The 25,796-nt window shown below is 53.9% G+C and carries 22 protein-coding genes and 5 tRNA genes; 11 read left to right on the forward strand and 16 right to left on the reverse strand.

Annotated elements, in window-relative coordinates; genetic code table 11:
* Positions 1-73: 73 nt before the first annotated feature.
* Together modF and ilvC are read right to left on the reverse strand one after the other, a co-directional pair.
* Entirely contained in the window at positions 74-1,576 is a 1,503-nt protein-coding gene (gene modF / locus ACT3TJ_RS02455) for a molybdate ABC transporter ATP-binding protein ModF (RefSeq protein WP_444621526.1), read from the reverse strand.
* 126 nt (positions 1,577-1,702) lie between these two features.
* Positions 1,703-3,175 carry a ketol-acid reductoisomerase gene (ilvC, locus tag ACT3TJ_RS02460; RefSeq protein ID WP_172117442.1) on the reverse strand — a complete coding sequence of 491 codons (1,473 nt, stop codon included), beginning with the start codon at positions 3,173-3,175 and terminating at the stop codon, positions 1,703-1,705.
* 196 nt (positions 3,176-3,371) lie between these two features.
* On the opposite strand from ilvC, the gene ilvY reads away from it, so the two are divergent.
* Entirely contained in the window at positions 3,372-4,250 is an 879-nt protein-coding gene (gene ilvY, locus ACT3TJ_RS02465) for an HTH-type transcriptional activator IlvY (protein WP_172117441.1), read from the forward strand.
* A gap of 33 nt (positions 4,251-4,283) precedes the next feature.
* Here ilvY and ACT3TJ_RS02470 read toward each other — a convergent pair whose 3' ends face one another.
* From ACT3TJ_RS02470 to ACT3TJ_RS02480, 3 genes are all read right to left on the reverse strand, one after another.
* Positions 4,284-5,000 (reverse strand): GntR family transcriptional regulator, encoded by a 717-nt coding sequence (locus tag ACT3TJ_RS02470; RefSeq protein ID WP_087111895.1) that lies wholly within the window; start codon positions 4,998-5,000, stop codon positions 4,284-4,286.
* Between the two features lie 167 nt (positions 5,001-5,167).
* Entirely contained in the window at positions 5,168-5,566 is a 399-nt protein-coding gene (locus ACT3TJ_RS02475) for a phasin family protein (protein ID WP_444621525.1), read from the reverse strand.
* Positions 5,567-5,763: 197 nt separating this feature from the next.
* Positions 5,764-6,459 carry a glutathione S-transferase family protein gene (locus ACT3TJ_RS02480; protein WP_444621524.1) on the reverse strand — a complete coding sequence of 232 codons (696 nt, stop codon included), beginning with the start codon at positions 6,457-6,459 and terminating at the stop codon, positions 5,764-5,766.
* 490 nt (positions 6,460-6,949) lie between these two features.
* Here ACT3TJ_RS02480 and ACT3TJ_RS02485 point away from each other — a divergent pair, with 490 nt between their 5' ends.
* Entirely contained in the window at positions 6,950-8,641 is a 1,692-nt protein-coding gene (locus ACT3TJ_RS02485; protein WP_444665439.1) for an L-lactate permease, read from the forward strand.
* Positions 8,642-8,769: 128 nt separating this feature from the next.
* Here ACT3TJ_RS02485 and ACT3TJ_RS02490 read toward each other — a convergent pair whose 3' ends face one another.
* Positions 8,770-9,294 carry a gamma carbonic anhydrase family protein gene (locus ACT3TJ_RS02490; protein ID WP_172117437.1) on the reverse strand — a complete coding sequence of 175 codons (525 nt, stop codon included), beginning with the start codon at positions 9,292-9,294 and terminating at the stop codon, positions 8,770-8,772.
* A gap of 131 nt (positions 9,295-9,425) precedes the next feature.
* Complete coding sequence (glcC, locus tag ACT3TJ_RS02495; RefSeq protein ID WP_193057144.1) at positions 9,426-10,202, reverse strand: transcriptional regulator GlcC; 777 nt, start codon at positions 10,200-10,202, stop codon at positions 9,426-9,428.
* Positions 10,203-10,415: 213 nt separating this feature from the next.
* Between glcC and glcD the strand changes: the two genes are divergently transcribed.
* The 4 genes from glcD to ACT3TJ_RS02515 are packed head-to-tail and all read left to right on the forward strand — an operon-like array spanning position 10,416 to position 14,714.
* Positions 10,416-11,915, forward strand: a complete 1,500-nt coding sequence (glcD, locus tag ACT3TJ_RS02500; RefSeq protein ID WP_444665440.1) for a glycolate oxidase subunit GlcD — start codon at positions 10,416-10,418, stop codon at positions 11,913-11,915.
* 17 nt (positions 11,916-11,932) lie between these two features.
* Positions 11,933-13,033, forward strand: a complete 1,101-nt coding sequence (gene glcE / locus ACT3TJ_RS02505; RefSeq protein WP_444621520.1) for a glycolate oxidase subunit GlcE — start codon at positions 11,933-11,935, stop codon at positions 13,031-13,033.
* Between the two features lie 14 nt (positions 13,034-13,047).
* Positions 13,048-14,283: a glycolate oxidase subunit GlcF gene (glcF, locus tag ACT3TJ_RS02510; RefSeq protein WP_444621519.1), complete on the forward strand. Its 1,236-nt coding sequence runs from the start codon at positions 13,048-13,050 to the stop codon at positions 14,281-14,283.
* 29 nt (positions 14,284-14,312) lie between these two features.
* Positions 14,313-14,714, forward strand: coding sequence for a GlcG/HbpS family heme-binding protein (locus ACT3TJ_RS02515; protein WP_087111863.1), 402 nt, complete (start codon positions 14,313-14,315; stop codon positions 14,712-14,714).
* Positions 14,715-14,804: 90 nt separating this feature from the next.
* Here ACT3TJ_RS02515 and ACT3TJ_RS02520 read toward each other — a convergent pair.
* From ACT3TJ_RS02520 to ACT3TJ_RS02545, 6 genes are all read right to left on the reverse strand, one after another.
* Positions 14,805-14,881 (reverse strand) — tRNA-Asp (locus tag ACT3TJ_RS02520).
* Positions 14,882-14,938: 57 nt separating this feature from the next.
* Positions 14,939-15,014 (reverse strand) — tRNA-Val (locus ACT3TJ_RS02525).
* Positions 15,015-15,052: 38 nt separating this feature from the next.
* Positions 15,053-15,129 (reverse strand) — tRNA-Asp (locus ACT3TJ_RS02530).
* Between the two features lie 38 nt (positions 15,130-15,167).
* Positions 15,168-15,244, reverse strand: a tRNA-Asp gene (locus ACT3TJ_RS02535).
* A 59-nt stretch (positions 15,245-15,303) separates the two neighbouring features.
* Positions 15,304-15,379: transfer RNA gene (locus ACT3TJ_RS02540), tRNA-Val, on the reverse strand.
* 88 nt (positions 15,380-15,467) lie between these two features.
* A complete protein-coding gene (locus ACT3TJ_RS02545) occupies positions 15,468-16,205 on the reverse strand; it encodes an alpha/beta fold hydrolase (RefSeq protein ID WP_444665441.1) in 738 nt (245 codons plus the stop codon).
* A gap of 144 nt (positions 16,206-16,349) precedes the next feature.
* Here ACT3TJ_RS02545 and ACT3TJ_RS02550 point away from each other — a divergent pair, with 144 nt between their 5' ends.
* The 4 genes from ACT3TJ_RS02550 to fnr all read left to right on the forward strand — a co-directional run bounded on the left by ACT3TJ_RS02550 (position 16,350) and on the right by fnr (position 21,256).
* Complete coding sequence (locus ACT3TJ_RS02550) at positions 16,350-18,206, forward strand: heavy metal translocating P-type ATPase metal-binding domain-containing protein (protein ID WP_444621517.1); 1,857 nt, start codon at positions 16,350-16,352, stop codon at positions 18,204-18,206.
* Complete coding sequence (locus ACT3TJ_RS02555; RefSeq protein ID WP_193053271.1) at positions 18,203-18,928, forward strand: sulfite exporter TauE/SafE family protein; 726 nt, start codon at positions 18,203-18,205, stop codon at positions 18,926-18,928. Before ACT3TJ_RS02550 ends, ACT3TJ_RS02555 begins: the two co-directional genes overlap by 4 nt.
* Positions 18,929-19,013: 85 nt before the next feature.
* The gene (gene hemN, locus ACT3TJ_RS02560) at positions 19,014-20,441 is read left to right on the forward strand and encodes an oxygen-independent coproporphyrinogen III oxidase (protein WP_193056878.1); all 1,428 of its coding nucleotides are present in this window, start codon (positions 19,014-19,016) and stop codon (positions 20,439-20,441) included.
* Positions 20,442-20,503: 62 nt separating this feature from the next.
* Complete coding sequence (fnr, locus tag ACT3TJ_RS02565) at positions 20,504-21,256, forward strand: fumarate/nitrate reduction transcriptional regulator Fnr (protein WP_172117427.1); 753 nt, start codon at positions 20,504-20,506, stop codon at positions 21,254-21,256.
* Here the strand turns inward: fnr and ttcA are convergent.
* The 3 genes from ttcA to ACT3TJ_RS02580 all read right to left on the reverse strand — a co-directional run bounded on the left by ttcA (position 21,243) and on the right by ACT3TJ_RS02580 (position 24,811).
* Entirely contained in the window at positions 21,243-22,154 is a 912-nt protein-coding gene (gene ttcA / locus ACT3TJ_RS02570) for a tRNA 2-thiocytidine(32) synthetase TtcA (protein ID WP_444621515.1), read from the reverse strand. The genes fnr and ttcA overlap by 14 nt on opposite strands.
* Before the next feature lie 183 nt (positions 22,155-22,337).
* Positions 22,338-22,988 carry a DNA polymerase III subunit epsilon gene (locus tag ACT3TJ_RS02575; RefSeq protein ID WP_193056877.1) on the reverse strand — a complete coding sequence of 217 codons (651 nt, stop codon included), beginning with the start codon at positions 22,986-22,988 and terminating at the stop codon, positions 22,338-22,340.
* A gap of 8 nt (positions 22,989-22,996) precedes the next feature.
* Positions 22,997-24,811: a putative nucleotidyltransferase substrate binding domain-containing protein gene (locus tag ACT3TJ_RS02580; protein WP_444621514.1), complete on the reverse strand. Its 1,815-nt coding sequence runs from the start codon at positions 24,809-24,811 to the stop codon at positions 22,997-22,999.
* A 719-nt stretch (positions 24,812-25,530) separates the two neighbouring features.
* On the opposite strand from ACT3TJ_RS02580, the gene ACT3TJ_RS02585 reads away from it, so the two are divergent.
* Positions 25,531-25,791, forward strand: a complete 261-nt coding sequence (locus tag ACT3TJ_RS02585) for a DUF4212 domain-containing protein (protein ID WP_087105999.1) — start codon at positions 25,531-25,533, stop codon at positions 25,789-25,791.
* Positions 25,792-25,796 lie beyond the last annotated feature (5 nt).

The raw sequence follows: 25,796 nt of genomic DNA on the forward strand, positions 1-25,796 counted from the left end.
CAATTTGAAAGCGCCATCAGCTTTGTGCCGATGGCGCTTTTTTAGAGTGAGGCAGCAACGAAAACGTCAGCGCCTAGTGGTTTTTCTCAAGCGTTAAATGGTTGTCTATTTCCTTTATTCTGTCTTCCGTGTGGTGATTGACGTACAGCACCGTGGTTTCCTTGCCTTCACAGATTTTCTCGATGAGCGCGAGAACGAGCTGGCGGTTCATGTCATCAAGGCCCAGGCAGGGCTCGTCGAGTATTAGAAGCGGCGGGTGCTTCACCATGGCACGGGCAATCAGTAGCAACCGCTGGTCGCCGTAGGAAAGCTTATTGAACGGCTGGTCGGCACGCGTTTTCATACCCAGTAAATCAAGCCATTGATCGGCAATCTTTTGCTGATTATCGGTAGATTTTGTGTAAACGCCGATACTATCAAAAAAGCCCGAAATGATGACGTTCCTGCAGCTAGTGCTGACACGATACTCCCATTGCAGGGCCGTGGAGACATAGCCGATGAACTGCTTGATCTGCCAGATACTTTCACCGTTACCGCGCTGGAAACCAAACACGAAAATATCGTTGGTATAGCATTGCGGGTGGTCTCCCGTGATCAAGGACAACACGCAGGTTTTACCGCTACCGTTAGGACCACTCAGTTGCCAGTGTTGCCCGCGTTCGATCGTCCAGTCGAGCGAGTCCACGATTACAGTATCGCCGTATTTAATCGTCGCTTGCTTAAGCTTTACTAACGGCTGGTTGGGGTCGAGCGCGGGCAGCTGATGGGCAGGGTCGGCCTCGGGTACGCTTAAGTCAGTCGTTTTCAAATGCAGCAGTTGGTAAAGCTCGTTGAAGGCGGCCTCATCCTGGCGGTCTACTGTGAACGCCAGTCGCCCACCTTCCCTACGCGCCCTATTGCCTTGCTTTTTATTCTCTTGCGCCGGGTCTGGCCGGTCTTTATCCAGGTAAGCCACATGAGTGATGAAGTCCGGCATTTCGTCGAAGCGATTGAGCACCATCACCATGGGGACGCTTTCGATAATAGAGGCAAGATGGGCTTGCAGCATGGCGAGCGTGTCGACGTCCAAGCCATCGAACGGCTCATCTAGAATTAGCAGATCAGGCTTGTTAGCCAGCGCGCGGATCAACATGACTTTGCGGGTTTCACCCGTGGAGAGTTTGCGAAAGGCGCGGTCGAGGAGTTTCGTCAGCCCGAATTTCTCCACCAGCTCGTAAGCCAGTTCGGCATCCTCGCAGTGCTCGAAAATCATTTCACTGACCGGCGTGCCGAGCGACACGACATCCATGATGTCGGCATCGTCTTTTTTCAGCTCTTCTGCGATAAGCTCGGCCTGCGCTTCAAAAGAGACCAGCCCGACGCGCTCGGGAAGCCCTTGAACAGTGCCCGCTTCAATCTTGCCAATGCCAGCCAGTGCCGCCGCCAGAGCCGACTTACCGGAACCGTTAGCGCCGGTGATGACCCAGTGCTGGTGAGGTTCGATGGTCCAGTCAATCTCGCTTAGAGTGAACCGATCATCGAAGCTGATCGTCGCATTGTTTAGCTGAATGCTCGCCAAGCGGGTTGAAGGCTCCATGAACATGTTCCTTACATTGGTAAAAAAATCAGGGTTCGGAAAGTCTTTATCCAGGGACAAAAAAGCCGAGCATATCGTGGTGGATATCTCGGCTTTCCATTGACTAGCTAACGGTTAACCCGTGGGTTAAACGATCTTCTTCATATCCGCCATGTGGCCACGCAGCACGGCGCCAACAGCTTCCACCGGGTGAGCGCGAAGCGCATCGTTGACCTCAATCAAACGTGCGTTATCGACACCGTTGTCGTCCAGATCAAGGCCTTTACCGATGACATCGGATTTAATGCCCTTCATGAAGTCTGCCAACAGCGGCACACAGGCGTGGTTGTACAGGTAGCAACCGTACTCTGCGGTATCAGAGATCGTCGCGTTCATTTCGTACAATTTCTTGCGCGCGATGGTGTTCGCGATGAGCGGCGTTTCGTGTAGCGACTCGTAGTAGGCAGACTCGGCGATAATGCCCGCTGCGGTCATGGTTTCGAACGCAAGCTCAACGCCCGCTTTCACCATGGCGACCATCAAGATGCCGTTGTCGAAGAACTCCTGCTCGGAAATTTCAACGTCGCCAGCAGGCGTTTTCTCGAAGTTGGTTTCGGCAGTGTCTGCACGCCATTTCAGAAGGTTAGCATCATCGTTTGCCCAGTCTTCCATCATCGTGCGGGAGAAGTGGCCGCTCATGATGTCGTCCTGGTGCTTGTTGTACAGCGGACGCATGATGTCTTTCAGTTCTTCCGCCAGATCAAAGGCCTTGATCTTGGCCGGGTTGGAAAGACGATCCAGCATGTTGGTCACGCCGCCGTACTTAAGCGCCTCGGTGATGTTTTCCCAGCCGTACTGAATCAGTTTGGAGGCATAACCTGGCTCAATACCCTCTTCGATCATTTTATCAAAGCAGAGGATAGAACCGGTTTGCAGCATACCGCAAAGAATCGTCTGCTCGCCCATCAGGTCGGATTTAACTTCCGCGATGAAAGAGGACATCAACACGCCCGCTTTGTGGCCACCAGTGCCCACTGCGTAGGCTTTCGCCAGCGCAAGCCCTTCGCCTTTGGGATCATTGGCTTCGTGCACAGCGATCAAGGTAGGAACGCCGAAACCACGAACGTATTCAGCACGCACCTCAGAACCCGGGCACTTGGGCGCCACCATGATGACGGTCAGATCATCACGTACCTGCATGCCCTCTTCTACGATGTTGAAACCGTGGGAATAAGACAGGCAAGCGCCTTCTTTCATAAGCGGCATGACAGCGTTCACCACTGCGGTGTGCTGCTTGTCCGGGGTCAAGTTCAGAACCACGTCCGCCGTCGGGATCAGCTCTTCATAAGTACCCACCACGAAACCGTTTTCAGAGGCGTTCTTCCAGGACTGACGCTTTTGCGCAATGGCTTCAGGACGCAGTGCGTAGGAAACGTCCAGGCCGCTGTCGCGCAGGTTCAACCCCTGGTTGAGACCTTGCGCGCCACAGCCAATCACTACCATTTTCTTGCCTTTCAGCGCGTCGACACCATCAGCAAATTCTGAGCTGTACATGAAACGACATTTTGCAAGCTGAGCCAGCTGTTCGCGTAGCGGCAAGGTATTGAAATAGTTAGCCATCGTTTACATCCTGATTAAGTATCATCACGCTATCGATGCACGACACACCGACACGAAAAAAAGTGACACAGCCGCTCAATACGGGATCCAGCGCTATGTAAGTGAATCCAATCTAACCAAAAACGACTATTTCTTAAATTGATATATTTGCAACAACACGTCCCTATTTTCACAAAACGCTATTATCATGGCGCTTATGAACTTTAAACTTTTGAAACAATTCCTCGCGCTGGCCGAAACGCTGCATTTCGGCCGTGCAAGCGATGAGTGCTACGTCAGCATTTCTGCGCTTTCGCGCAACATCCGCCATTTGGAAGACGAACTGGGCGTGTCGCTGTTCAACCGCGACAACCGGACCGTGGTGTTGACTCAGGAAGGGCAGAAATTCCTCAAATATGCCCGCGATGCCAGCAGCCAATGGAATTTGATCCGTCATGAGTTGACCGACAATCTTGACCAATTAAGCGGTGAAATCAGTTTGTATGGCTCGGTGACAGCAAGCTACAGCTTTTTGCACGAGCTGCTTCGCCGCTTTCGTATCGCCTACCCGGCCATTGAAATCAAGCTGCGCACCGGTGACCCGGAACACGCCATTGCGCACGTGCTGGATGGTAAAGAAGACCTTAGCATTGCAGCAAAGCCTGCCCATCTACCGCGAGGCTTGGCCTTTAAGCCCATCGCTACGTCGCCGTTGCTGTTTATTGCCCCGCTGGAACAGCAAGTGCCGAATGCGCCAACCGGCACACCATTCACACCGGCAGAATGGGCGAACACGCCCATGATTCTATCGGAAAGCGGCGTCTCCAGAGCGCGTGTAGATGAATGGTTTCGCAAGCTAGACATCTCGCCACGTATTTATGCCCAGGTCACCGGTAATGAAGCCATTGTCAGCATGGTGAGCTTGGGCTTTGGTATTGGCGTGGTGCCTAAAATCGTCCTCGACAACAGCCCATTGGTGGGTCGCATTCGAGTACTCGACGTAGCGCCGGAATTAGCACCCTACGATATTGGCTTGTTTACCCTGAAGAAGAACCTGAAAAACCCGCTGGTCGAGGCGTTCTGGAGCTTGATGTAAGCCCTGTTCGCGGCGTTAGCGATTAAGCTCACTTCAGTCCCCAAATATCTGCTGTAGGTCCGGGGCGCTCTCCTCTTCTTCGACCATGGAGAGCGAGGCTTCAATCGCTTTTAGGTGGCGGCTCATAAAGGCTTTGGCGCGCTCGCCGTTGCCGGACTCCAGATAGCCGATCAGGTCGTCATGGTCGTGGGATTCGCAGCCCAGGTGGCCACGGTGGCCGTATACCGCAAGAATAAGCGATGAGCGCGAGCAGAGGCGTTCTACAAATTCGGCAAGCGTGGCATTGCCGGAAAGCTGGGCGAGGCGCACATGAAAATCTGCTGACAGGCGAATGGCGGTGCTCTGTTGTCCACTGCGCAGCGCGTGACGCTCCTCGCGGGCCATCTCGCGCAGTTCAGCAGCTTCTTTTTCACCGATTCGCTTTGCCACATCGGGCATTAATCCGCACTCGACAAGCTGGCGGGCATCGAAAACATCCTTGGCTTCATCGGCGGTGGGCCGGGTAACACTGGCACCACGGCGGGGCGTTAGGGTTACCAATTGCTCCAGCGCAAGGCGCTGTAAAATCTTGCGTATGCCGGTACGGCTAATGCTAAACACGTCGGCAAGCGCATCTTCACGCAGCCTGGCACCGGGCTTTAGGCGCTGTTCAACAATCGCATCACTTACCGCACGATATATAGCATCGTGACGTTCATCGCCCTCTTTTTCTGGAGCAACCCGCTTCGCGGTCGCCTGCGCATCACTCATGTGGCTCTCCTATCGCCTCCTTACTTTGCATCGCGTCATGATATCGCGCTTGGCCTTGCTTGAGTGGGCGATATTACATGACGTTTGGCTAATGATGAGCAATAAAAAAGCGCTGCGTCCAGAGGATCGCAGCGCTTTCATCGCCATGCAAATGGCTTAACAGGGATTTACTTTTTTGCCGACTCTGCTGACTTCTGACCGTTATCAGCCGCTTTCTGCGTGGTATTACTCGCCTTCTGGGCATTTTCTTCGGCCATTTTGGCGCTGTCCTGCATAAAGCTCTGGCTGATAGAGGTTACTTTTTCAGAATCCCCTTTCACCCGCTCCATGAAGTCACTGGCAACGCGCTGCTGGCTTTCCATGGCTTTCTTAAAGCCATCGGTATCTTTAACTTCCAGCCAGGTGCGTGCCTGGGAAATGGTCATATCTGAGTACGCGCGGGCAGCATCAAGTTGAGCACCCATCAGCTTTTCATAGTAATCAAGCGCTGCATGCGTGTAAGAACGCATGGGTGATACAAAGGCAGACTCGAACTGTTGGGTGTTATTCTCTGCAGTCTTCATCATCACGACATCTCCTTGAGTTAGCTAGCAGGCCGCCGCCCGTTAGTCGTGGAGGCGCTGCTGATGCGTTGGCATTTGCCGCTGCTGTACGTAAACCTAGCAGCGCCTTTTGTGCATCGCAACATGGTTTTTTATATTCTCGTGCGCCACATGCCTCTACAGCTCTCAATATGATTTTAAATCAGCAGGTTATTCGATTTTTAATTTAAATCACGAATCGTGATTGCCTGGCGCGCAACCCCATTATGAGCATCCAACATACGCGTAAACCACTCAGTGACCGGATCATCGGGTTCGGTCAACGGCTCAAGCGAGACGGTGTGTGTCCACATCATGCTTCCAAACAGTAAGTAATCGATACCGCTGGGTGTTTCGCCATCTAGAAAAGGACTGCCATGTAACTGATCACGTACCGGCGCCAGCACCTGGTAAAGCTGCTGCTTGCCCTGCTCGGGGTTATGCACATCTTCCAGGCGTGCCCCAAAGCGCGCTTCACGGGTTTTACGAAAGTAATCACGGTCATCAGGGTGAATGGCGGCCAATAAATCCAGTGCAACGCTACGAAACAGGGCAGGCGTTACGCTGCGCTCGACATAGTATTTAAAAAACAGCGCGCGTTGGTACGCCACTCCTTCACCCAAAACAGGGGCATCGGGATAGGCTTTATCCAGGTAGCGCATTATCTTAAAACTATCGGTAATGACCTGACCCCCATCGCACAGCACCGGGACTTTATCGTAGTCGGCGAACGCCAGCGCCTGCTTGTCCTCAAACCGCCAAGCGATGGTGTTATAGGCCAGACCTTTATGAGCAAGCGCCATACGCACACGCCAGCAATAGGGAGAAAAACGCAGTCGTTCGTCACGGCCACACAGGTCATAGAGCGTACGTGTCATGTTTTTGCCCTTACCGTTAATGAAAAGAGGAAATTTAAAAATGGCGCATTCATCGCCATTGAGCTTAAAGCACTGGCTGGAGAAGTAGCGAGTCTCAGCACTGTCTTTTAGTCTAATAACGACCCTCTTCAATGAAGCTTAAAAACAATTAACAACACATATAAAACAATCATTTATAATTCACGCAAGGGCTTATATAGACCTTACAAACTTGCCCCTTTTGGCAAGACCTGTTTCGTAATAGTGTTATTATTTGCTCTGAGCCGTATCTTTTCAATGTTGCGCTTAGGAAGCCTCTGATTAACGTAATGAGCACAGGTCAGACAAGGCAAAAATCAACGAAAAAGCGGAATTTACAATTTGTAAATGAGCATTTTAAGATGATTTTTAACGCAGTATGACCAAGCGCAATAGTTAATCAGAGGCTTCTTAGCACTTAAACCATTAGACAGAGATAGCGCATACCCATAAATAAAAAGGCAGTTTTCTTATGAACGAAACAACACTTGCTCTTCTGGCTTTTTTGCCATTACTGCTGGCAGGTATTTTACTCGTTGGTTTTAAAATACCGGCCAAAATAGCGATGCCGATTGTATTCCTCACCGCAGCCACTATTGGGCTGACGGTTTGGGATATGTCATTTAGCCGCGTGGCCGCCTCGACTATCCAAGGCCTTATCCAAACAGCAGGCCTGCTGTGGATTATTTTTGGCGCCATTTTGCTGCTCAACACCTTGAAGCATTCAGGGGGCATTACCGCTATTCGCAATGGTTTTTCAGGCATCAGTCCAGACCGTCGCGTTCAGGCACTGATCGTTGCCTGGCTGTTTGGTTGCTTTATTGAAGGCGCTTCTGGCTTCGGCACCCCCGCTGCCGTGGCCGCACCGCTAATGGTTGCCTTGGGCTTCCCGGCACTTGCCGCTGTCGTGGTGGGCATGATGATCCAATCTACCCCGGTGTCGTTCGGCGCCGTGGGCACGCCTATTATCGTGGGCGTGGGCAGCGGGCTGGACCGTGCGGGCATAACGACACAACTGGAAGCGGATGGCTCCACCTGGGGCACATTTTTCCAACTGATCACCAGCGAAGTGGCTATTACGCATGGCATCATCGGCATCTGCATGCCGCTGATTTTGGTACTGGTGATGGTGCGTTTCTTCGGCGCCAACCGCTCCTGGAAAGAGGGGCTTTCGATTGTACCGTTTGCCCTTTTCACAGGCATTTCATTTGTGATTCCTTATATGCTGGTGGGCGTTTTCCTGGGCCCGGAATTTCCCTCCATGATTGGTGCCATGGTCGGCCTGGCGATTGTTGTACCGGCAGCGCGTAAAGGCTTTTTACTTCCCAAAGATACCTGGGACTTTCCGGAATCAACCTCTTGGCCGGATGAGTGGATTGGCAACCTGCAAATCAAGCTTGAAGATGTGGCCGGAAAAGCCCCGATGTCTACCTTTATGGGTTGGGTTCCCTACGTATTGCTTGCGCTGTTCCTGGTAGCCTCACGAACCATTGAACCGCTGCGGGTGGCGCTCACCTCTATCAGTCTGGACTGGAACAATATTCTAGGCGAAACGGGCGTTAGCGGGGGTGTACAGCCGCTTTACCTGCCAGGCGGAATTATTTTGGCGGTAGTGATCGTGACCTACTTCCTGCACAAGATGAATCCGAGCAAAATAAGCGCGGCGGTATCAGAATCCACCAAAACGATATTGGGCGCAGGCTTTGTATTGATTTTCACCGTACCCATGGTACGTATTTTGATCAATTCAGGGGTTAACGGGGCGGACCTGGTGTCAATGCCGGTAATGATGGCGCAGGCAGTTGCTCATGGCATGGGCAACATTTATCCCTTCTTCGCCCCCACTGTGGGCGCCATGGGTGCCTTTATTGCAGGTTCCAATGCGGTTTCTAACCTGATGCTGGCAGAGTTCCAATTTAACGTCGCCCAAACGCTGGGTGTTTCAACTGCCATGATGGTGGCTCTGCAGGCAGTCGGTGCCGCTGCGGGTAACATGATTGCGATTCACAATGTTGTGGCGGCTTCTGCGACCGTTGGCCTGTTGGGCCGTGAAGGTACGACCATTCGTAAGACTATTATCCCCACCATCTACTATCTTGTCTTCGCGGGCATTATTGCGATGGTAGCGTTCTATGTGCTTGGCGTTACGGACCCACTTATGTAGAACATCTGACTAGCGTCACCCTTTACGACACCCCAAGCCTGCCTTGGGGTGTCGTGCTTTAAACGCAAGGAACGTCGTTAGAAAGCCGCGCATTCGTTGATGTGATCGCTAATGTAATAGTTGACGTGCTAATCGATGCGTTTTAGCGAGGTGGCATGCTGCTGGCCGCGTATGACATAGCTTTGCGCGTTCAGCTTAAGCCCTTCTATGGCATCAGCAGAAAGCGTGCGTACTACCCGCGCAGGTGAGCCCACAATCAGCGAGTTGGGCGGAAACACAGCGCCCTCTTTAATAAATGCCCCCGCACCTACTAGGCTATTTTCGCCGATCACCGCGCCGTTAAGCACCACGGCTTGAATACCGATCAAACAGCCATCGCCTACGCTACAACCATGCAGCATGGCCTGGTGGCCCACCGTGACACCGCGCCCCACTTTGAGCGGATATCCTGGGTCGGCATGCAATACCGCGCCATCCTGAATATTGCTCTCTTCGCCTATTTCCAAAAGGTCGCTGTCACCGCGCAACACCGCTTGATACCAGACGCTGGAGCGTGCTTTTAAGGTTACCTGCCCTATCACGTCTGCGGTTTCAGCAACGTACACGTCGTCATGAATATCAGGCTGGTGCTCACCGAACTGGTAAATAGCCACATCGCTCTCCTTTGATTATTGTCATCGCCTAGGCTAGCGTCTGTGTCAGCCGCTGAGCAACGTGAATCTTTTAGCCAGGTACTTTATCAAGCCAGCATTTTCATCAACCAGGCATTTTCATCAGCAAAGCATTACCACGGCTCCATACGCATGGCTGAGCGCTCCAGACGTTCGCTCTCTACTTCCAGCTCCCGTAGCAGCTCGGTAATGCTGGTGAGATGCTCCAGCGCCACCTGCCTGGCCTGTTCGGCGTCGCCTGCGACAACCGCATCATGCAGCCGGGCATGCTGGCGGTTGATCATTTCACGCGGGCCCGTACGGTGGTAAAGATGCTTAACCGAGGCAAATACCGAACTTAGCAGCAGGTCGGTCAGGCTTTGCAGTGTATGTACCAGCACCGGGTTGTGCGATGCCTGGGAGACGGCGAGATGAAAGGCGTGGTCAAGCCGCGCCAGCCGCTCAACGTCAATGCTCTCGGCGTGCTCGGCATAATCCGCCAGCTCCTGGTAGCGCCGGGTAATCAACACGCGGTCCATGGAGGTACCTCTCGTCGCCGCCAAAAAAGCCGACTCTCCTTCCAGCAGAGCGCGCACTTCGAGCAGATCAAACAGCGTGCGCGGGTGATCATGGAACAGGTGCATCAACGGGCTTTTATCCTGCATGGGGAGAAGCGATGCCACGGTTGAGCCATGCCCTTGGCGAGTTTCAATCACGCCTCTGCTACGTAGAATGCGCAGGCCTTCACGCAGCGAGGCTCTGGATACTTTAAGCCGCTCGCAGAGGCGCCGTTCAGAAGGCAGCAGTTGGCCAGGCCGAAAGACGCCATCCAGAATCAAGCGCTCCAAACGGGCGGCAACATGGTCAGGCGTACGCAGGCCAAGTACAGGTTCTTGATTGGAAAAGGACATCTGTTTTCTCTCATCCAGGCGCTGGTTGGTCGCCCATGGCAAGGTAAGATTTACCCGTTGGCAAGCAGGCGGCAGCGCGTTTCAACATCGACTAATTACTGGTCTGACCATTGCACCACACCCTGGACAGCCGCACAAAAAAAGCTCAGATTGATGCCATAGCGAATTGACCGTGCGGTTACCTTTAACGATAAAAAAACCAGAGAAGTTGTGATGAATATTCTCTTTGATGAGCGCCTTGACGGCGAGCTGGTCCACCGCGATAAAGCCGAGGTTTTAAGCGATATACAGCAGGCAGTGCCCTCCATGACCCTGCTGCACCGGGAAGAAGACCTGCGCCCTTTTGAGTGCGATGGCTTGGCGGCGTACCGGGTGCTACCCATGCTGGTGGCGCTGCCTGAGAACCTTGAGCAGGTTGAAGCCCTGCTAAAGCGCTGCCACGCACTTGATGTACCCGTAGTGACGCGCGGTGCGGGCACCGGCCTTTCCGGCGGCGCACTTCCGCTGGAACAAGGTGTGCTGCTGGTAATGTCGCGTTTTAATCGTATTTTAAGCGTTGACCCGGACGCCCGCCTGGCGCGTGTGCAGCCGGGGGTACGCAACCTGGCTATTTCTGAAGCGGCCGCGCCTTACGGGCTTTACTACGCCCCTGACCCGTCATCTCAAATCGCCTGCTCAATTGGTGGCAACGTGGCAGAAAACGCAGGCGGCGTGCACTGTTTAAAGTACGGGCTCACGGTGCATAACGTACTTCGTGTTGATGTGCTTACTATTGAAGGCGAGCACATGACGCTGGGCGCCGAGTCGCTGGATGCGCCGGGGTTTGATCTTCTAGCACTGATGAATGGTTCAGAGGGCATGCTCGGTGTGGTGACTGAAATTACCGTTAAGCTGTTGCCCAAGCCGGAAACCGCCAAGGTCTTGATGGCAAGCTTCAACGATATTGAAAAAGCGGGCCGAGCGGTGGGCGATATTATTGCCGCAGGCATCATTCCAGGCGGGCTGGAAATGATGGACAGGCTAGCCATTAAAGCGGCTGAAGATTTTGTTAAAGCGGGCTACCCCATGGATGCTGAAGCCATTTTGCTGTGTGAGCTGGATGGCGTTGAGGCAGATGTAGATGACGACTGTGAAACGGTACGTCGGGTACTCGAAAAGGCAGGCGCCACACAGATTCAGCAGGCCCGCGATGAGGCTGAGCGAGCCATGTTTTGGGCCGGACGTAAAAATGCCTTCCCTGCGGTTGGCCGTATGTCGCCAGACTACTACTGCATGGACGGTACGATCCCGCGCCGCGAATTGCCGCGCGTACTCAAGGGTATCGCCGCACTTTCTGAACAGAGTGGCCTGGACGTGGCCAACGTGTTTCACGCAGGCGATGGCAACATGCACCCGCTGATTCTGTTTGATGCCAACAAAGAGGGGCAGCTTGCGCTTGCCGAGGACGTTGGCGGCAAGATTCTGGAGCTTTGCGTGGAAGCGGGCGGGTCCATTACCGGCGAGCACGGCGTGGGGCGCGAAAAAATCAATCAGATGTGCAGCCAGTTCCAGACCGATGAGATCCGCATTTTTCATGCGCTAAAAGCCGCATTTGATGCAAAGCGCCTGCTAAACCCCGGTAAAAACATCCCTACGCTTGCTCGCTGTGCCGAATTTGGCGCCATGCATGTGCATAACAATGAATTGCCGCACCCGGAGCTTCCGCGGTTTTGATGGCATAAGGAACACTCATGACCGATCTAGCGATTAACGCCGCAGACCGCGATATTTCTGAGCGCCTGTGTGACCAGGTGCGTAACGCCTATGAAACGCGCACGCCACTGCGTATTGCAGGGGGGAACACTCGTGCGTTTTATGGCCGCCCTGTGGAAGGCCAGCCGCTGCACATGGCAGAGCACAGCGGCATTGTCTCTTACGACCCGGTAGAGCTGGTGGTCACCGTGCGGGCGGGCACACGACTAAGCCTGCTTCAGGCAGCGCTTGCCGAACACCATCAAATGCTCCCCTTTGAGCCGCCCTCCTTTGGTGAGAACAGCACCATTGGCGGCGCTGTGGCCACCGGGCTTTCTGGCCCCCGGCGCCCCTGGGCGGGTGCCGCACGCGACTTTGTGCTCGGCACACGCATTATTACCCAAGAGGGCAAACTGCTGCGCTTTGGTGGCGAGGTGATGAAAAACGTGGCGGGGTATGATCTTTCCCGCTTAATGACCGGTGCCCAAGGCACGCTTGGCGTACTGGCCGATATCTCCTTTAAGGTGCTGCCTGTTCCCACCGCAAGCCACTGTCTGCGCCTGCCACTAAGCCTTGAAGAGGCCTTACACAAACTGGCTGAACTTGGCCGCGAGCCGCTGCCCATCACTGCCGCAGCCTGGCACGCAGGCGAGTTATTTATTCGCCTGGAGGGGGGCGAAAGCTCGGTAAAAGCGACCCGTGAGCGCTTGGGTGGCGAACCGCTGGAGGCCAGCTTTTGGGCCTCGCTGCGTGATCATACCCATGACTTCTTTAAGTACCGCGATGCCCCACCGCTGTGGCGCCTTTCACTCCCTCCGAACACTGCCCCGCTTGCATTGGATATTCCCCAGCAAGATATCTTTTACGACTGGGGCGGCAGCCAGCGCTGGGTAAAAACCTCACTGGATGCAACAACGTTACGCAAGGCATGCCAGGCCGCCGGCGGGCACGCTACCTGCTACACCCCGCAGGCGCAAGGCGGAGCCGCTGAGCCCTTTACGCCATTAAACAGCGTGGTTGAAAAGTATCACCGTAGGCTGAAAACGGAGCTGGATACTCACGCTATTTTTAATCCCGGTCGTCTTTATGCGGCGCTTTAATCAGGAGAACTGATATGCAAACGCATTTTACCGATGCGGATCTTCAAAAGCCGCATATTCAGGAGGCGGAGCGCATTTTGCGCACCTGCGTACACTGCGGTTTCTGTAACGCGACCTGCCCCACTTACCAGTTGCTGGGCGATGAGCGTGACGGCCCCCGCGGGCGCATCTACCTGATGAAGGAGCTGCTGGAAAGCCACGACGACGATGACCAGGTCACCGCAGAAACCCGGCTGCACCTGGACCGCTGCCTGACTTGCCAGAACTGTGAAACCACCTGCCCTTCCGGGGTCGAGTATCACAAGCTATTAAATATCGGCCGCGCTGAAATTGAGCGTCGAGTACCGCGCCCGCCAGCCGAGCGTGCCCAGCGCTACGCGCTGCGTAAAATGATGGTGGAGCCAACGCGCTTCAAGGCGCTGCTTAAACTGGGCCAAACCTTCAAGCCGCTGGTGCCAAGCAAGCTACGCAATAAAATGCCAGCCGCGCCCGTTGATGCCGGCAAACGGCCGGGCAGTACGCAGCATACTCGGAAAATGCTGATGCTAGAGGGATGCGTGCAGCCTGGGTTATCGCCCAACACCAACGCCGCCACAGCGCGGCTGCTGGACCGATTGGATATTAGCTTAACGCCCGTCACAGAGGCGGGCTGCTGCGGGGCCATTGACTTTCACCTCAACGCCCAGGATGACGGCCGAGCACGCATGCGCGCCAACATTGACGCTTGGTGGCCACATATTGAGCAAGGAGCGGAAGCTATTGTTCAAACGGCCAGTGGCTGCGGGGCATTTATCAAAGAGTATGGCTATATGCTCAAGGATGACCCGCGCTATGCTGAAAAAGCCCAGAGAGTCAGTGCGCTGGCAAAAGACATTGTTGAGATACTTCGAGAGGAGCCCCTGGACGCCCTTCAGGTAAAAGAGACTCAGCGACTGGCCTTTCACTGCCCTTGCACGCTACAACACGCCCAGAAGCTTAACGGCGCGGTTGAAAGCGTATTAACCACGCTAGGGTTTACGCTGACCCCGGTGCAGGATGCTCATCTCTGCTGCGGTTCAGCGGGCACCTACTCGGTCACCCAGCCGGAACTCGCCACACAGCTGCGCGACAATAAGCTCAATGCCCTGGAAGCAGGCAACCCAGCGCTTATCGTAACGGCTAATATTGGCTGCCAAACGCACCTGGCAGGCGCGAACCGGACGCCGGTTCGTCACTGGGTCGAAGTGGTAGACGCCGCACTCGCTCAATAAAACTCATTAACCAACCAACAGGAAATACCATGCAAACCAAAGCCGTACTGACGCTTACCGATATCAACAAGATACTTGATGCCGCGCAACAAGAAGCGGACAACAACCGCTGGCCGGTGACGATTGTGGTCACTGACGATGGCGGCCACCTGCTGGCGCTACGTCGCCTGGATGGAGCCGCGCCCTTTAGCGCGGAGATCGCCTCTCATAAAGCGCGTAATGCCGCTATTGGCCGCAAGGAAACGCAGGTGTTTGAAGAGATGATTAACGGTGGCCGCACTGCATTTGTTTCCGCGCCTTTCCCTGGCTTATTGTCTGGTGGCGTTCCAGTGATCGTCGATGGGCAAGTGATCGGCGCGGTAGGTATTTCCGGTGTAAAACCTGAGCAGGACGTCCAGATTGCCAAGGCAGGTGTTAGCGCGGTTGCCTGACTGGCGTAACCAACCAGCGCACATACGAAAAACCCCGGATCATTGATCCGGGGTTTTAGAATTCGTTCGGTATAAACTGAAGGTGCTTAATGGCGGACCGGACGAGACTCGAACTCGCGACCTCCGGCGTGACAGGCCGGCATTCTAACCAACTGAACTACCGGTCCACATATAAGGCACTTAACGCGGTATTACAATGACAACCATTTAAAATGGACTTTAAATGGTGGGTGGTACTGGGTTCGAACCAGTGACCCCCAGCTTGTAAGGCTGGTGCTCTCCCAACTGAGCTAACCACCCAAGGTGTTGATCTTCATCAACGAATCTGCAAGTTATCGTGGCGGACCGGACGAGACTCGAACTCGCGACCTCCGGCGTGACAGGCCGGCATTCTAACCAACTGAACTACCGGTCCGAATAGCGATAACTGCTACAAAGTAAACCGTATGATGATGGCGGACCGGACGAGACTCGAACTCGCGACCTCCGGCGTGACAGGCCGGCATTCTAACCAACTGAACTACCGGTCCGCATTACATCATGCTGATATTACTTTGGTACTGCTTTACGTTTCCAGGCCATCTTTCGATGGTGGGTGGTACTGGGTTCGAACCAGTGACCCCCAGCTTGTAAGGCTGGTGCTCTCCCAACTGAGCTAACCACCCGCTGGTCACGTGGCGCTGCATTCTACAGAAGCCTCGCTGAATGTCAACACGTTATGTTTAAACTTTGTGATTTAAACCAGCGCGTTGCTCACATTCCCGAAGGCGTTCCATGAGCGCGGACGAAGGATGCCGCAAGTGAGGCCGCCTCGTCAATCAAAAACTCATGTTTTAATCCAGAAGCGCGCCGTGGCTTAAAGTCATGGTCACCATCAGTTAGCCAGTCAAGCCTGGTTTGAGGCGTTAATGGATAGCCAATTACTTCTTCACGCGTACCAAACGGGTCACGCTCGCCTTGTAGTATCAATACCGGACAGTGAATATCAGGCCAGTGACTTAACCGACGTTTTTCAGGCGCTTTCGGCGGATGAAACGGATAGCCTGCGGCGATAACACCAGGGCAAGCCTGCTGGCTGGCCAACATCGTCGCAATTCGTCCGCCCATCGACTTTCCGCCCACCCACAGCGGCGATGCCGCCAATGGCGCAAGCAGACGATACCAGGCAGTAAAATGCGCTACCGTGTGAGCAACCGGCGGTGGCGGGCGGCGTTTACCCTGTTGATTAATCTGCTGCATATAGGGAAAGTCAATCGCAAACACCTGAAGCCCCTGGGCTGCCAGCCCATTGATCATGCGCTGCATAAAAGATGACTGATGCCCAGCGCCTGCACCATGCGCCCATAAAATTCGCCCGATATGCGCCCGCCCCACCACTGCCAGCGGCCCAAGCCCCTCCACCAAAAAGAAGCCGGGGGCTTCAGTTTGCGCCAAGGCATCTTCCAGCGCGTCTGGCGGAAGGGGCAAATATCCTGCATAAGCGTCTGGCATCACTGTTTTCTTTCTCCTGGCATTTTAATCCGTTAAACCTTCACTATTCATTCAAGAGTTTTCCGATGGCTGCTACCTTAAGGAAACACTCTTGCCTGATAAAACGTTGATGATACGGTTATTTAAAGCACAGGCAGCGAGGCCATGACAACGTTATCGGCCTCCTCTTGTTACCACTGTGGCAGCCCTGTTCCGAGCAATGCGCCTTGGCATATAACGCTGGATGCCACCACGTACCCGTTGTGCTGCCCAGGCTGCGAGGCCGTTGCCCATGCCATTGTACAGGGCGGCCTGGAGCGCTATTACCAGCAGCGCACTGAGCTGCCCGAAACGCCTGCCGGAGAGACACTCGATAGCGATGCCTGGGCGTATTTCGACAGCCCTGAATTTGAGGCAAAATTCCGGAAAACGTTGCCCTCTGGCGTCGACAGTGACCAGTTAAGCGCTACGCTCGCGGTAGAAGGTATTACCTGTAATGCCTGTGGCTGGTTAATTGAACATCGCTTAAATGCGCTGAAGGGCATCATTTCAAGTGCCGTCGATTTATCACGGCGTCGCCTTCACGTTAGCTGGCAACCCAGCAAGCTTAAGCTTTCCCAGCTACTGGCCGAGCTTGCCGGTATTGGCTACAGCGCCCTGCCTTTTGAGCCAGACCCTGCACAGGAACGCGTGCGCTATAAAAAGCGTCTGTGCGCATTGCGGCTGGGAGTATCGGGGGCGTGCCTTCTCGGTATCACGCTGCTCATGCTTTTTTTGCCGAGTGAAGCACGAGGGGATCTCAATACGCATACTACTACGCTGCTTCACTGGCTTCCCATGATACTGGCAACGCTTATCATGCTGTTTGCCACGCCGCCTTTTTTTCGACAAGCGCTTGTCGATATAAAGCGTGGCTTGTTGGGTCCGGCCGTGCCTACTGCCCTGGCACTGGGCTGCGCTTACCTGGCCAGCGGCTACGCATCGTTTTTTCACACAGGGGAGCACTACGTTGGCATGTACGTTGGCATGATTGCGCTGCTCACAACGCTGTTACTACTTTTTGGCTGCGCTCGATCATTGTCAGGCTTGAGAAGCCCTCAAGACACATTTAAAGGAGCCCTACCCGCCACGACCATTCGGCGTAACCCCGACAAAAGCGAGCGAATTTTACCCGCGTGTGAGCTTTGCCCAGGTGATCGTATCGTAGTGAATGCGGGGCAGCGGATACCTGCTGACGGCGTTATCGAGCAAGGCGCATCAAGCCTGAACACCTCACAGCTCACCGGCGAACCGCTCCCGGTGAGTTACGCTATAGGAGATAGCGTGCTGGCAGGCTGCCAAAACCTCGAAAACCCGCTGGTGATTAACGTAGTCCAACCGCCTGCCCGCGCCCGTATTGCAGCGCTAGGCGCCTTGGTTGGCGCTGCTTTTACTGGGAAGCACCTGGCCAGTATTAATGCGCACGGCGTGCACAAGTGGGCCGTTGGCCTGCTTATCATAACGCTGAGTGTGGCAGCCCTCTGGTGGTGGTTTAAACCGCTAATGGCATTGGATGTACTGCTTTCGCTGCTAATAGCAGGCAGCCCGTGCGCACTGGCGTTGGCAACCCCAGCGGCGCTAACGGTCGCTTACCAGCAGTTACTTACACGAGGCGTGGTGATAACGAACCCTCGCGCCCTGCTTTCATTGGCCACAACAACGCAGTCTGCCGATGAGGCGATAGCGTCTTGCTCAGACGTGGTCATACTCAGCCCACGAAGCGGGCGCGCCGTAGAAACTCTAACCATTGCCCGCGCCGCGCAGCGCTGCATACAACACTCAATGGGCATGGCGGCCTCCATCAGCGTGATAGCGCTTATCTTGGCAGCGGTGGGCGTTCTATCGCCGTTTGGCGCTATTGCGAGCGCAGGCGCCAGTGTGCTTGCCGTCATTGCCAATACGCTACGCTTTTCACACAGGCTATCTACTTCCAACGTATCCACCTCCCATTTATCCACTTCAGCAGTCAAAGGCGTGCCATGAACCCGACCGGGCTTGACCTTCCTCCGCTTATTGCCGCGTTTGTGTTTGGGTTGATGGGCGGGGCCCACTGCATCGGCATGTGCGGAGGCGTCATGAGCGCATTAACCTTTGCCATCCCGCCCAGCATGCGTAGCTCGGCGCGTATGGGCGGCCTACTGCTAAGCTACAACTTGGGCCGAATATTAAGCTACATGACGGCAGGCGCGCTGGTAGCCGCGTTGGGCACCGTGCTTTCGCCCTCACTGCTGGCGCGCCAGCTGTTGCAAGGCGTTGCAGCGCTCATGCTGATTCTCATGGCGCTGTATATTGCTAACTGGTGGAAAGGGCTTTTACGCGTGGAAGCCGTGGGCAAACGATTATGGCGTCACCTTGAGCCCTGGGGCCGACGCTTGATGCCGGTGGTTCATTTCCCTCAGGCATTCGCGCTAGGCGCCATTTGGGGCTGGCTGCCCTGTGGGCTGGTGTATTCAATGCTGGCTTGGAGCCTGGCGACGGCCCGGCCGCTTCAAGGGGCTTTATTAATGGGGGCTTTTGGCCTGGGCACCCTGCCTGCGCTACTGGCCACGGGACTTGCCGCACGCAAGCTTAATCATCTTATTCGTCACCCCGCGACAAGAACCATCGCCGCGCTCGTCATTATCGGCTTTGCCGTATGGCAGCTTTGGGCACTCAACATGCACTCAGGTGGGCATTCAGGCGGACACTCACACGCCAATCATTGACCTGGCGCAACGCACTACAGCGCTATGTTCTCTAGCCTATCGGTAGCTTTTAAAAACGTATTTTCAGCTACCGGAGCGCCTCTTCATGCCTGTATGTGCCACGGCTGTCCCCTCATCCGTTACTGCTACCGCGTCATCCAGCACCCGCTGGGATGACGCATTGCTGCGCCGTTATGATAAAAGCGGCCCACGCTACACCTCCTACCCGACGGCGCTGGCCTTTCACGAAGGGTTTACCGCCGAAGATGCGACCCAGGCCATTGAGCGCAGCAACGCAAGTCAGCGCCCGCTTTCCATCTATGTCCATATCCCGTTTTGTCGCAAAATCTGCTTTTATTGCGCGTGCAATAAAATTGCGACGAAAAACACCGCCCTGGCCGAGTCGTATCTCTATCGGCTAGATCGTGAGATGGTCCTGACGGCCCGTCATCTGGATACAAAGCGCCCTGTCAATCAGTTGCACTGGGGCGGAGGCACCCCTACGTTTCTTTCACTGGAGCAGATGGGCGACTTGATTGACCGCCTGGACGCACGCTTCGGTCTTTCAAACGCACCAGAGCGTGACTACGCCATTGAGATCGACCCGCGCGAAGCCGATGTTTTAACCCTGCGCCACCTGCAGTCTTTGGGCTTCAACCGCCTGAGCCTTGGCGTACAGGACCTGGACCCACGCGTTCAAAAGGCGATTAACCGTCATCAGCCTCGCGTGCTTACCGAAACACTAATGGATGAAGCACACCGGTTGGGCTTTCTCTCGCTGAATCTGGATTTAATCTACGGTCTGCCCTTTCAAACGGAAAGGAGCTTCGCCAAGACGCTTGAACAGGTGATCGCGTTAAATCCGGCGCGTTTATCCGTGTTTAATTACGCGCATTTGCCTGAACGCTTCAAGCCTCAGCGACGTATCAGCGTGGATGACCTGCCAGGTGCGGATGAAAAGCTTTCGATTCTGCGTACGACCATCGACATGCTGACCGCTGCGGGCTATCAACATATTGGGATGGATCACTTTGCCAAACCCAATGACAGCCTGGCGGTTGCCCAAGCCAACGGCACCCTACAGCGCAATTTTCAGGGCTACTCCAGCCATGCCAGATGCGATCTTATCGGTCTGGGCGTGTCAGCTATTTCCCGAATAGGCGATAGCTATGCGCAAAACCCTACTGACCTGGCTAGCTACGAAGAGAACCTGGATCAAGGTCGACTGGCTACCGTGAAAGGCGTACGATTAAATCAGGATGACCTAATACGAGCCGACGTTATCGAACGTTTAATGTGCGATATGCGCCTGGATTTAGCAGCGGTTAGCCGGCAATGGCAGGTTAACGCCAACGACTACTTTGCCAGTGCGCTGGAAAGCCTACGCACTGCTGAACAGGACGGGCTAATCGTTCGCTTGGATGATACGCTTGAGGCGACGCCAATGGGCCGTTTACTGATTCGCCAACTGGCCATGGCGTTTGATGCTTACCTTCCGGGGCACTCAGGCCAACGCTACTCAAGAATCGTTTAACCGGCGGCATCAACGCCTGCGGTAGATAGCCATTTAGGCAAAAGAGAAACAGGGAGATAGTCATGCTACCCTCGACAAGCCAACGACGCTCGCTTCTTCAAGAAGCACGCTGTCAGACCTGCAGCCTAAGCTCGCTTTGCCTTCCACTAGCGCTTGAGCTTGAAGGCATGGGGCAGTTTGATGCCATCATCAGACGCCGAGCACCGCTGAAAAAGGGCGAAACACTGTTTCGTCAAGGCGACCGTTTTACCAGTGTGTATGCCGTTCGCTCAGGCAGCCTAAAACAGGTAACCAGCGAAGGTAATGGCAACGATCAGCTCACTAACTTCTTTTTGCCCAGCGAGCTTGTCGGATTGGACGGCATTGACGAAGAGCACTACCCAGGCAGCGTGATTGCCCTTGAAACCACCACCATCTGCGAAATTCCCTTTGATCGGCTGGACCTGCTTTCAGAGGAGCTGCCGGAGCTTCGTGGTCAGCTGTACCGCAGTATGAGCAAGGAGCTTCGCGATGACCGGCGCATGATGCGCCTGTTGTCGCGCAAAACCGCCGACCAGCGGCTGGCCAGTTTTCTACTGACGCTTTCAGAGCGTTTTCGGCGTCGGGGTTACTCGCCTTACAGCTTTAGGCTTTCAATGGCGCGTGCGGATATCGGCAATTATCTGGGGCTGGCGGTTGAGACGGTCAGCCGTATCTTGAGCCGTTTTCAGCAGCAAGACGTGGTGGCCGTCTCAGGGCGCGAGGTTAACATCCTCGATATGCAGCGGCTTATAGCGCTTGCTGAAGAGGAAGAGCCGGTGATTAGCTCACGTTAAATGCTTCAATACGCCCCGCCATTAGCGCTTCCTGTTTGGCTTCCAGTCCCGCAAAGTCAAACAGGTCGCGGTCGGCTAGCTGCGAAGGCGCGACGTTAGTGACCGCTTTAAACATGCTTTCCAAACGACCCGGATGCTTTTTGTCCCACTCGGCCAGCATTTCCTTAACGACCTGACGCTGCATGTTCGGCTGCGAACCGCACAGGTTGCAGGGAATAATCGGGAACTCCATCAGGCGCGAAAACTCCGCAATATCCGCCTCTTTACAGTAGGCCAGCGGACGAATCACGACATTCTTGCCGTCATCGGAAAGCAGCTTGGGCGGCATTGCCTTCAGGCTGCCGCCAAAGAACATATTGAGAAACAGCGTTTCCAGAATATCTTCACGATGATGACCAAGGGCGATCTTGTTGGCGCCAATTTCTTCGGCAAACCCGTAAAGCGACCCGCGCCTTAACCGCGAGCAAAGCGCGCAAGTTGTCTTGCCTTCCGGCGTTTTTTCTTTCACTACCGAGTATGTATCGCGCTCCAGAATGCGGTACTCCACGCCGAGTTTTTCCAGATACCGGGGCAGTATATGCTCAGGAAAACCAGGCTGCTTTTGGTCCATATTGACCGCCACCAGTGAAAAATTCACCGGCGCATTGCGCTGCAGGTTGCGTAAAATCTCAAGCATGGTGTAGCTGTCTTTCCCCCCCGACAGGCAGACCATGATCCGATCGCCTTCATTGATCATTTGGTAATCGATAATTGCATTACCTACCTCGCGCCGCAGCCGCTTTTGCAACTTGTTGAATTCGCGTTTCTGTTTGGCATCCTCAAGCGCCGGCTGGCCTTGCAGGTCAGGCGTCGGTGCAACGGTTGCCGCGGCGGGGTCAAAATGATCAAGGTGTTGCATGATATAAGCACTGCCAATGGTAGAAGGAGCAGCCGCTATTCTAACAATACTCCCGCCGTTCACCCAACTGGCAAAATCACGTCGTTACTATGATCATAACTACGGTCATCACTATGGTTATCAATACGGTTATCAATACGGTTATCAATACGGCCATCGGCACAGGCACCACTACGCTAGAAGCTAACCCGACTGCGTCATATCACGCTGTAAGCGCATATACAGCAAGGCGCTTGCGGTGGCTTTACCTAGCAATCTCTGGGTCGAGATAGTAGGCACTTGCCAGCAGGCCAACGCCTCGGAAAACGGTTGGGAAGACTCCACTAACGGGTGTAAACGGCGCAATTGGCGTTGATGCAGTTTGGCCACATCGACCTGAACATTAGGTAGCCCAAACCCGAGGTGCGCTCTAAAGGCTCTATTAAGCATGCAAAACTGCTGGTCCAGTTGCCACCCGACCAGCGGCCGGTTGCCAATAAAATCGGTAAACGCATGCAGTGTCTCGGCACAGAGGGGTACCGCCGTGGCGGGATTGTAAAGCTGCTGATGCTGGCGCAGCACCGGCTGGTCAACCGTTTGAGGGTCGGCAAACGTTGCCACCCACGGCTGGCTTGTGTGCACTTGCTGTTGATTAAGTACCACAGCAGCCACACTTAATACCGGCGTTTCACCGGGTAGTGATTCGCAAGCCAGCGCCACTAGCTCTTCCCCCATATAGGGCTGGAAAAGCCAGGCGTAAGGCGAATTCGCATAGCGGCGCCGATCTCGCTCACGCTTAAACGTTCTGCGCAGCGTTTGCCCCAGCAGTGCCATGCCTTTTTTGCTGCCTTGCATAGCGCTGCTCATGAATATTCTAAATGGTAACGATAGGAGAGGCGCTGTTTAAAGTCTTTAACGATATGTAGCGACTCGCGCAATAAATCGCGCTCAAGTGACGAGAGCTCTTGCACCACCACGTGATTGGAGCGCGCATCGTCCATATCCTGCCCGCTAAGTTGCTGTTTAAGACGCAGCTCGGTCAACAGTGAAAGTGCCTCTCCTAAATCATCAGCGGTGCGTCGTTCAAGGCGGCCATCATCAACCAGTGCCGTCAACCTGCCCAGCGTCGAGGTTACGCTGATGCGCCGCTCAAGCGCCATGGTACGTACACCGTGGACAATCGGAAAAATGCCGCCTTTTTTGATATCGATACCGTGCTGAGGCTTTTTAAGCGAACCAAAAAGCGTCAGCGGTGTTGAAAAACGCAGAGCCGCACGCGCAAAGTAGGAAAGCAGAATTTCATCATGGGCACAGCGCGCAAATAGCGCCTCGCGCACGCTTTCAAGTAAACATGGATTCCCTGCCATTGAATGAGCATCCAGCATAATGGCAAGTTTCATTAAACTATCGCCATCGCGCACGTTGGCCCATTGAGCAATACGCTTCTTCCACTGAGAAACGCTGGCAACCCACTCGGGGTTAGAGACCATGATATTACCAGGGCACGGCGGGTAACCCAGTTTTATGAGCGTCTCGGTTAAGGCCTGCATATCATCGGCGACACTTGGCCACTGGGCGTCGTCGTCTAAAATCAGACCGTTATCCTGATCCGTTTTCAAAATTTGCTCGCCGCGCCCTTCACTCCCCATCACCATCAGGCAGCTATGCTGATGATGCTCCTCATTGATAACAAAATCCCAGGCCTTGCTCATAATCCGGCCATTCAAGGCCGCCAGCAGGTCCATGGCAAAATTAAGCTTAACGCCTTGTGCCATCAGGGCTGTGACGAGTTCAGGGGTGCGATGACTAGCAACTGCCAACGTTTCCAAGTCATCAGCCTGCTCCACCTGCAGACTAACAACATAACTTCGGCTGGAAAAATAACTCAGCACATCCGTCAGCTCGACCACGCCTTTTAAGGCGGCCTGCTCCATCACCACAACGCGGGTAACCTTGTGCCGAGTCATTAACACCAGGGCTTCAAACAGGTACTGCTCAGGCGTTACCGTGACAAGGGAGAAGTGCGCCACCTGCCCCACCAGAGTGGCTGACGTGAAGCCGCTCACGACTAGGCCATTGAGCAAATCGGTTTTCGTCACCATGCCAAGCTTGCCTTGGGTGTCCACCAGCAGGCTATCAGCATGGCTTTCGTTAAGCTTTTCAACCGCCCTGGCAATAGTGGTAGAAGCATCCATCAGCAGGGGCGCTCGCATACATTCACTGATGCGAGCCAGCATAAAGCCTGCCATGGTGACGCCACCGTCGGCGCGTTTTTCTGTCAACAAGCGCGCCTTGTGAGCAAGTGACTGCCTAAAGAACTGCTCAAAAGGAGGGTACTGGCGACAAAGCTGGCTAAACAGATGGCTGGGCATGGTGTAGCAAAGGCACTCCTGCTCAGCCTGAAAACGGTAGCGGCTTTTTCCGTTCAAGATGCTAATGGCGCCAAACAAGTCCCCTGCCGTGTAGTGCCCAATGTGAGCACTTGCCGCAGGCAAGGAGGGGTCTATCTCAGCGACGTCTCCCTTATGAATAAGAAAAACGTAAGCACCCTGCTCGCCCATTTCCAGGATAATGTCATCGCGGTCAAAATAGGCAAGGTCCATGCCTCGACGAACATGCTCGCGCCCCGTGTCATCAAGCAACGTAAATGGCAGTTGGGACAGATCAACATCAACCATGGGGCATGTCCTTACACTACAAAAGAAAAAAGCGACGTCCGTAAAATTGGAAGTACGTCAATCAACGGGTGAGGTACTTCTTTCTGGTTTACGGTGTTTAAGAGCCAGCCTACTACTTTTTATTAGTAACGGTAGCGTCAGACTACTGCCTAGCATAAGCCCTTCTCAATAAAGTAAACCAATTAACCCAAATAAGCCTGTACAAAACCTGCCACTAAGAAACACATACTACTCTATATACCTTTATCTATTATTCCAACGTCGCCCGACGTTGGTTTAAACGACTAAAGTAGCACCTCCCCAGCAACTAACCGTTAGTATTGAACGCTATTTTAAAGTAGCAAATATTATCTTTTAACCAAACCCTAGACCATCGTTCAACTAACGAGTAGTCTGCTGAAAAAATGTACGTAAAAACGCTAATATTCAGCCATTTGAAACTCTTTATTTAGTCTATAGTAGATAGTGATACCAAAGTCTGGGATTATTTTTTAGCGATTATTGTCCAGTATTGACAATGCATCATTCAGGGTAATTGCACAGTGCTAACCAAAACTTACCAAAATCTCATAAAACGCTTGTATCAACGGCAATAATCAATAACCAACCAAGAGACAAAACCAAGCGGTAGGTAGTTTTAGCGTGCAATTACCCTGACATGCTAAACGCTATTCCTGGTGAACTTTCCAAACCTAAAAACACAAGTGGAGAGCAACACAATGGCAGATGACAAATCCAATGCTGCGGAATACTGGAAAGCCAACGTTCGTTTAATTACCGGATGCCTTATTGTGTGGGCCTTCGTGTCTTACGGATGCGCGATTTTGTTTAGACCGCTTCTAGCAAGCATTCAAATAGGGGGAACAGACCTGGGCTTCTGGTTTGCTCAGCAGGGCTCGATCCTTACCTTTATTGCTCTGATCTTCTTCTACGCCTGGAGAATGAATCAGCTCGATAAGAAATTTGGCCTTGAGGAGTAAGTCAG

The organism is Halomonas sp. AOP30-A1-24 (assembly GCF_052378165.1).
Classification (GTDB): domain Bacteria; phylum Pseudomonadota; class Gammaproteobacteria; order Pseudomonadales; family Halomonadaceae; genus Vreelandella; species Vreelandella citrativorans.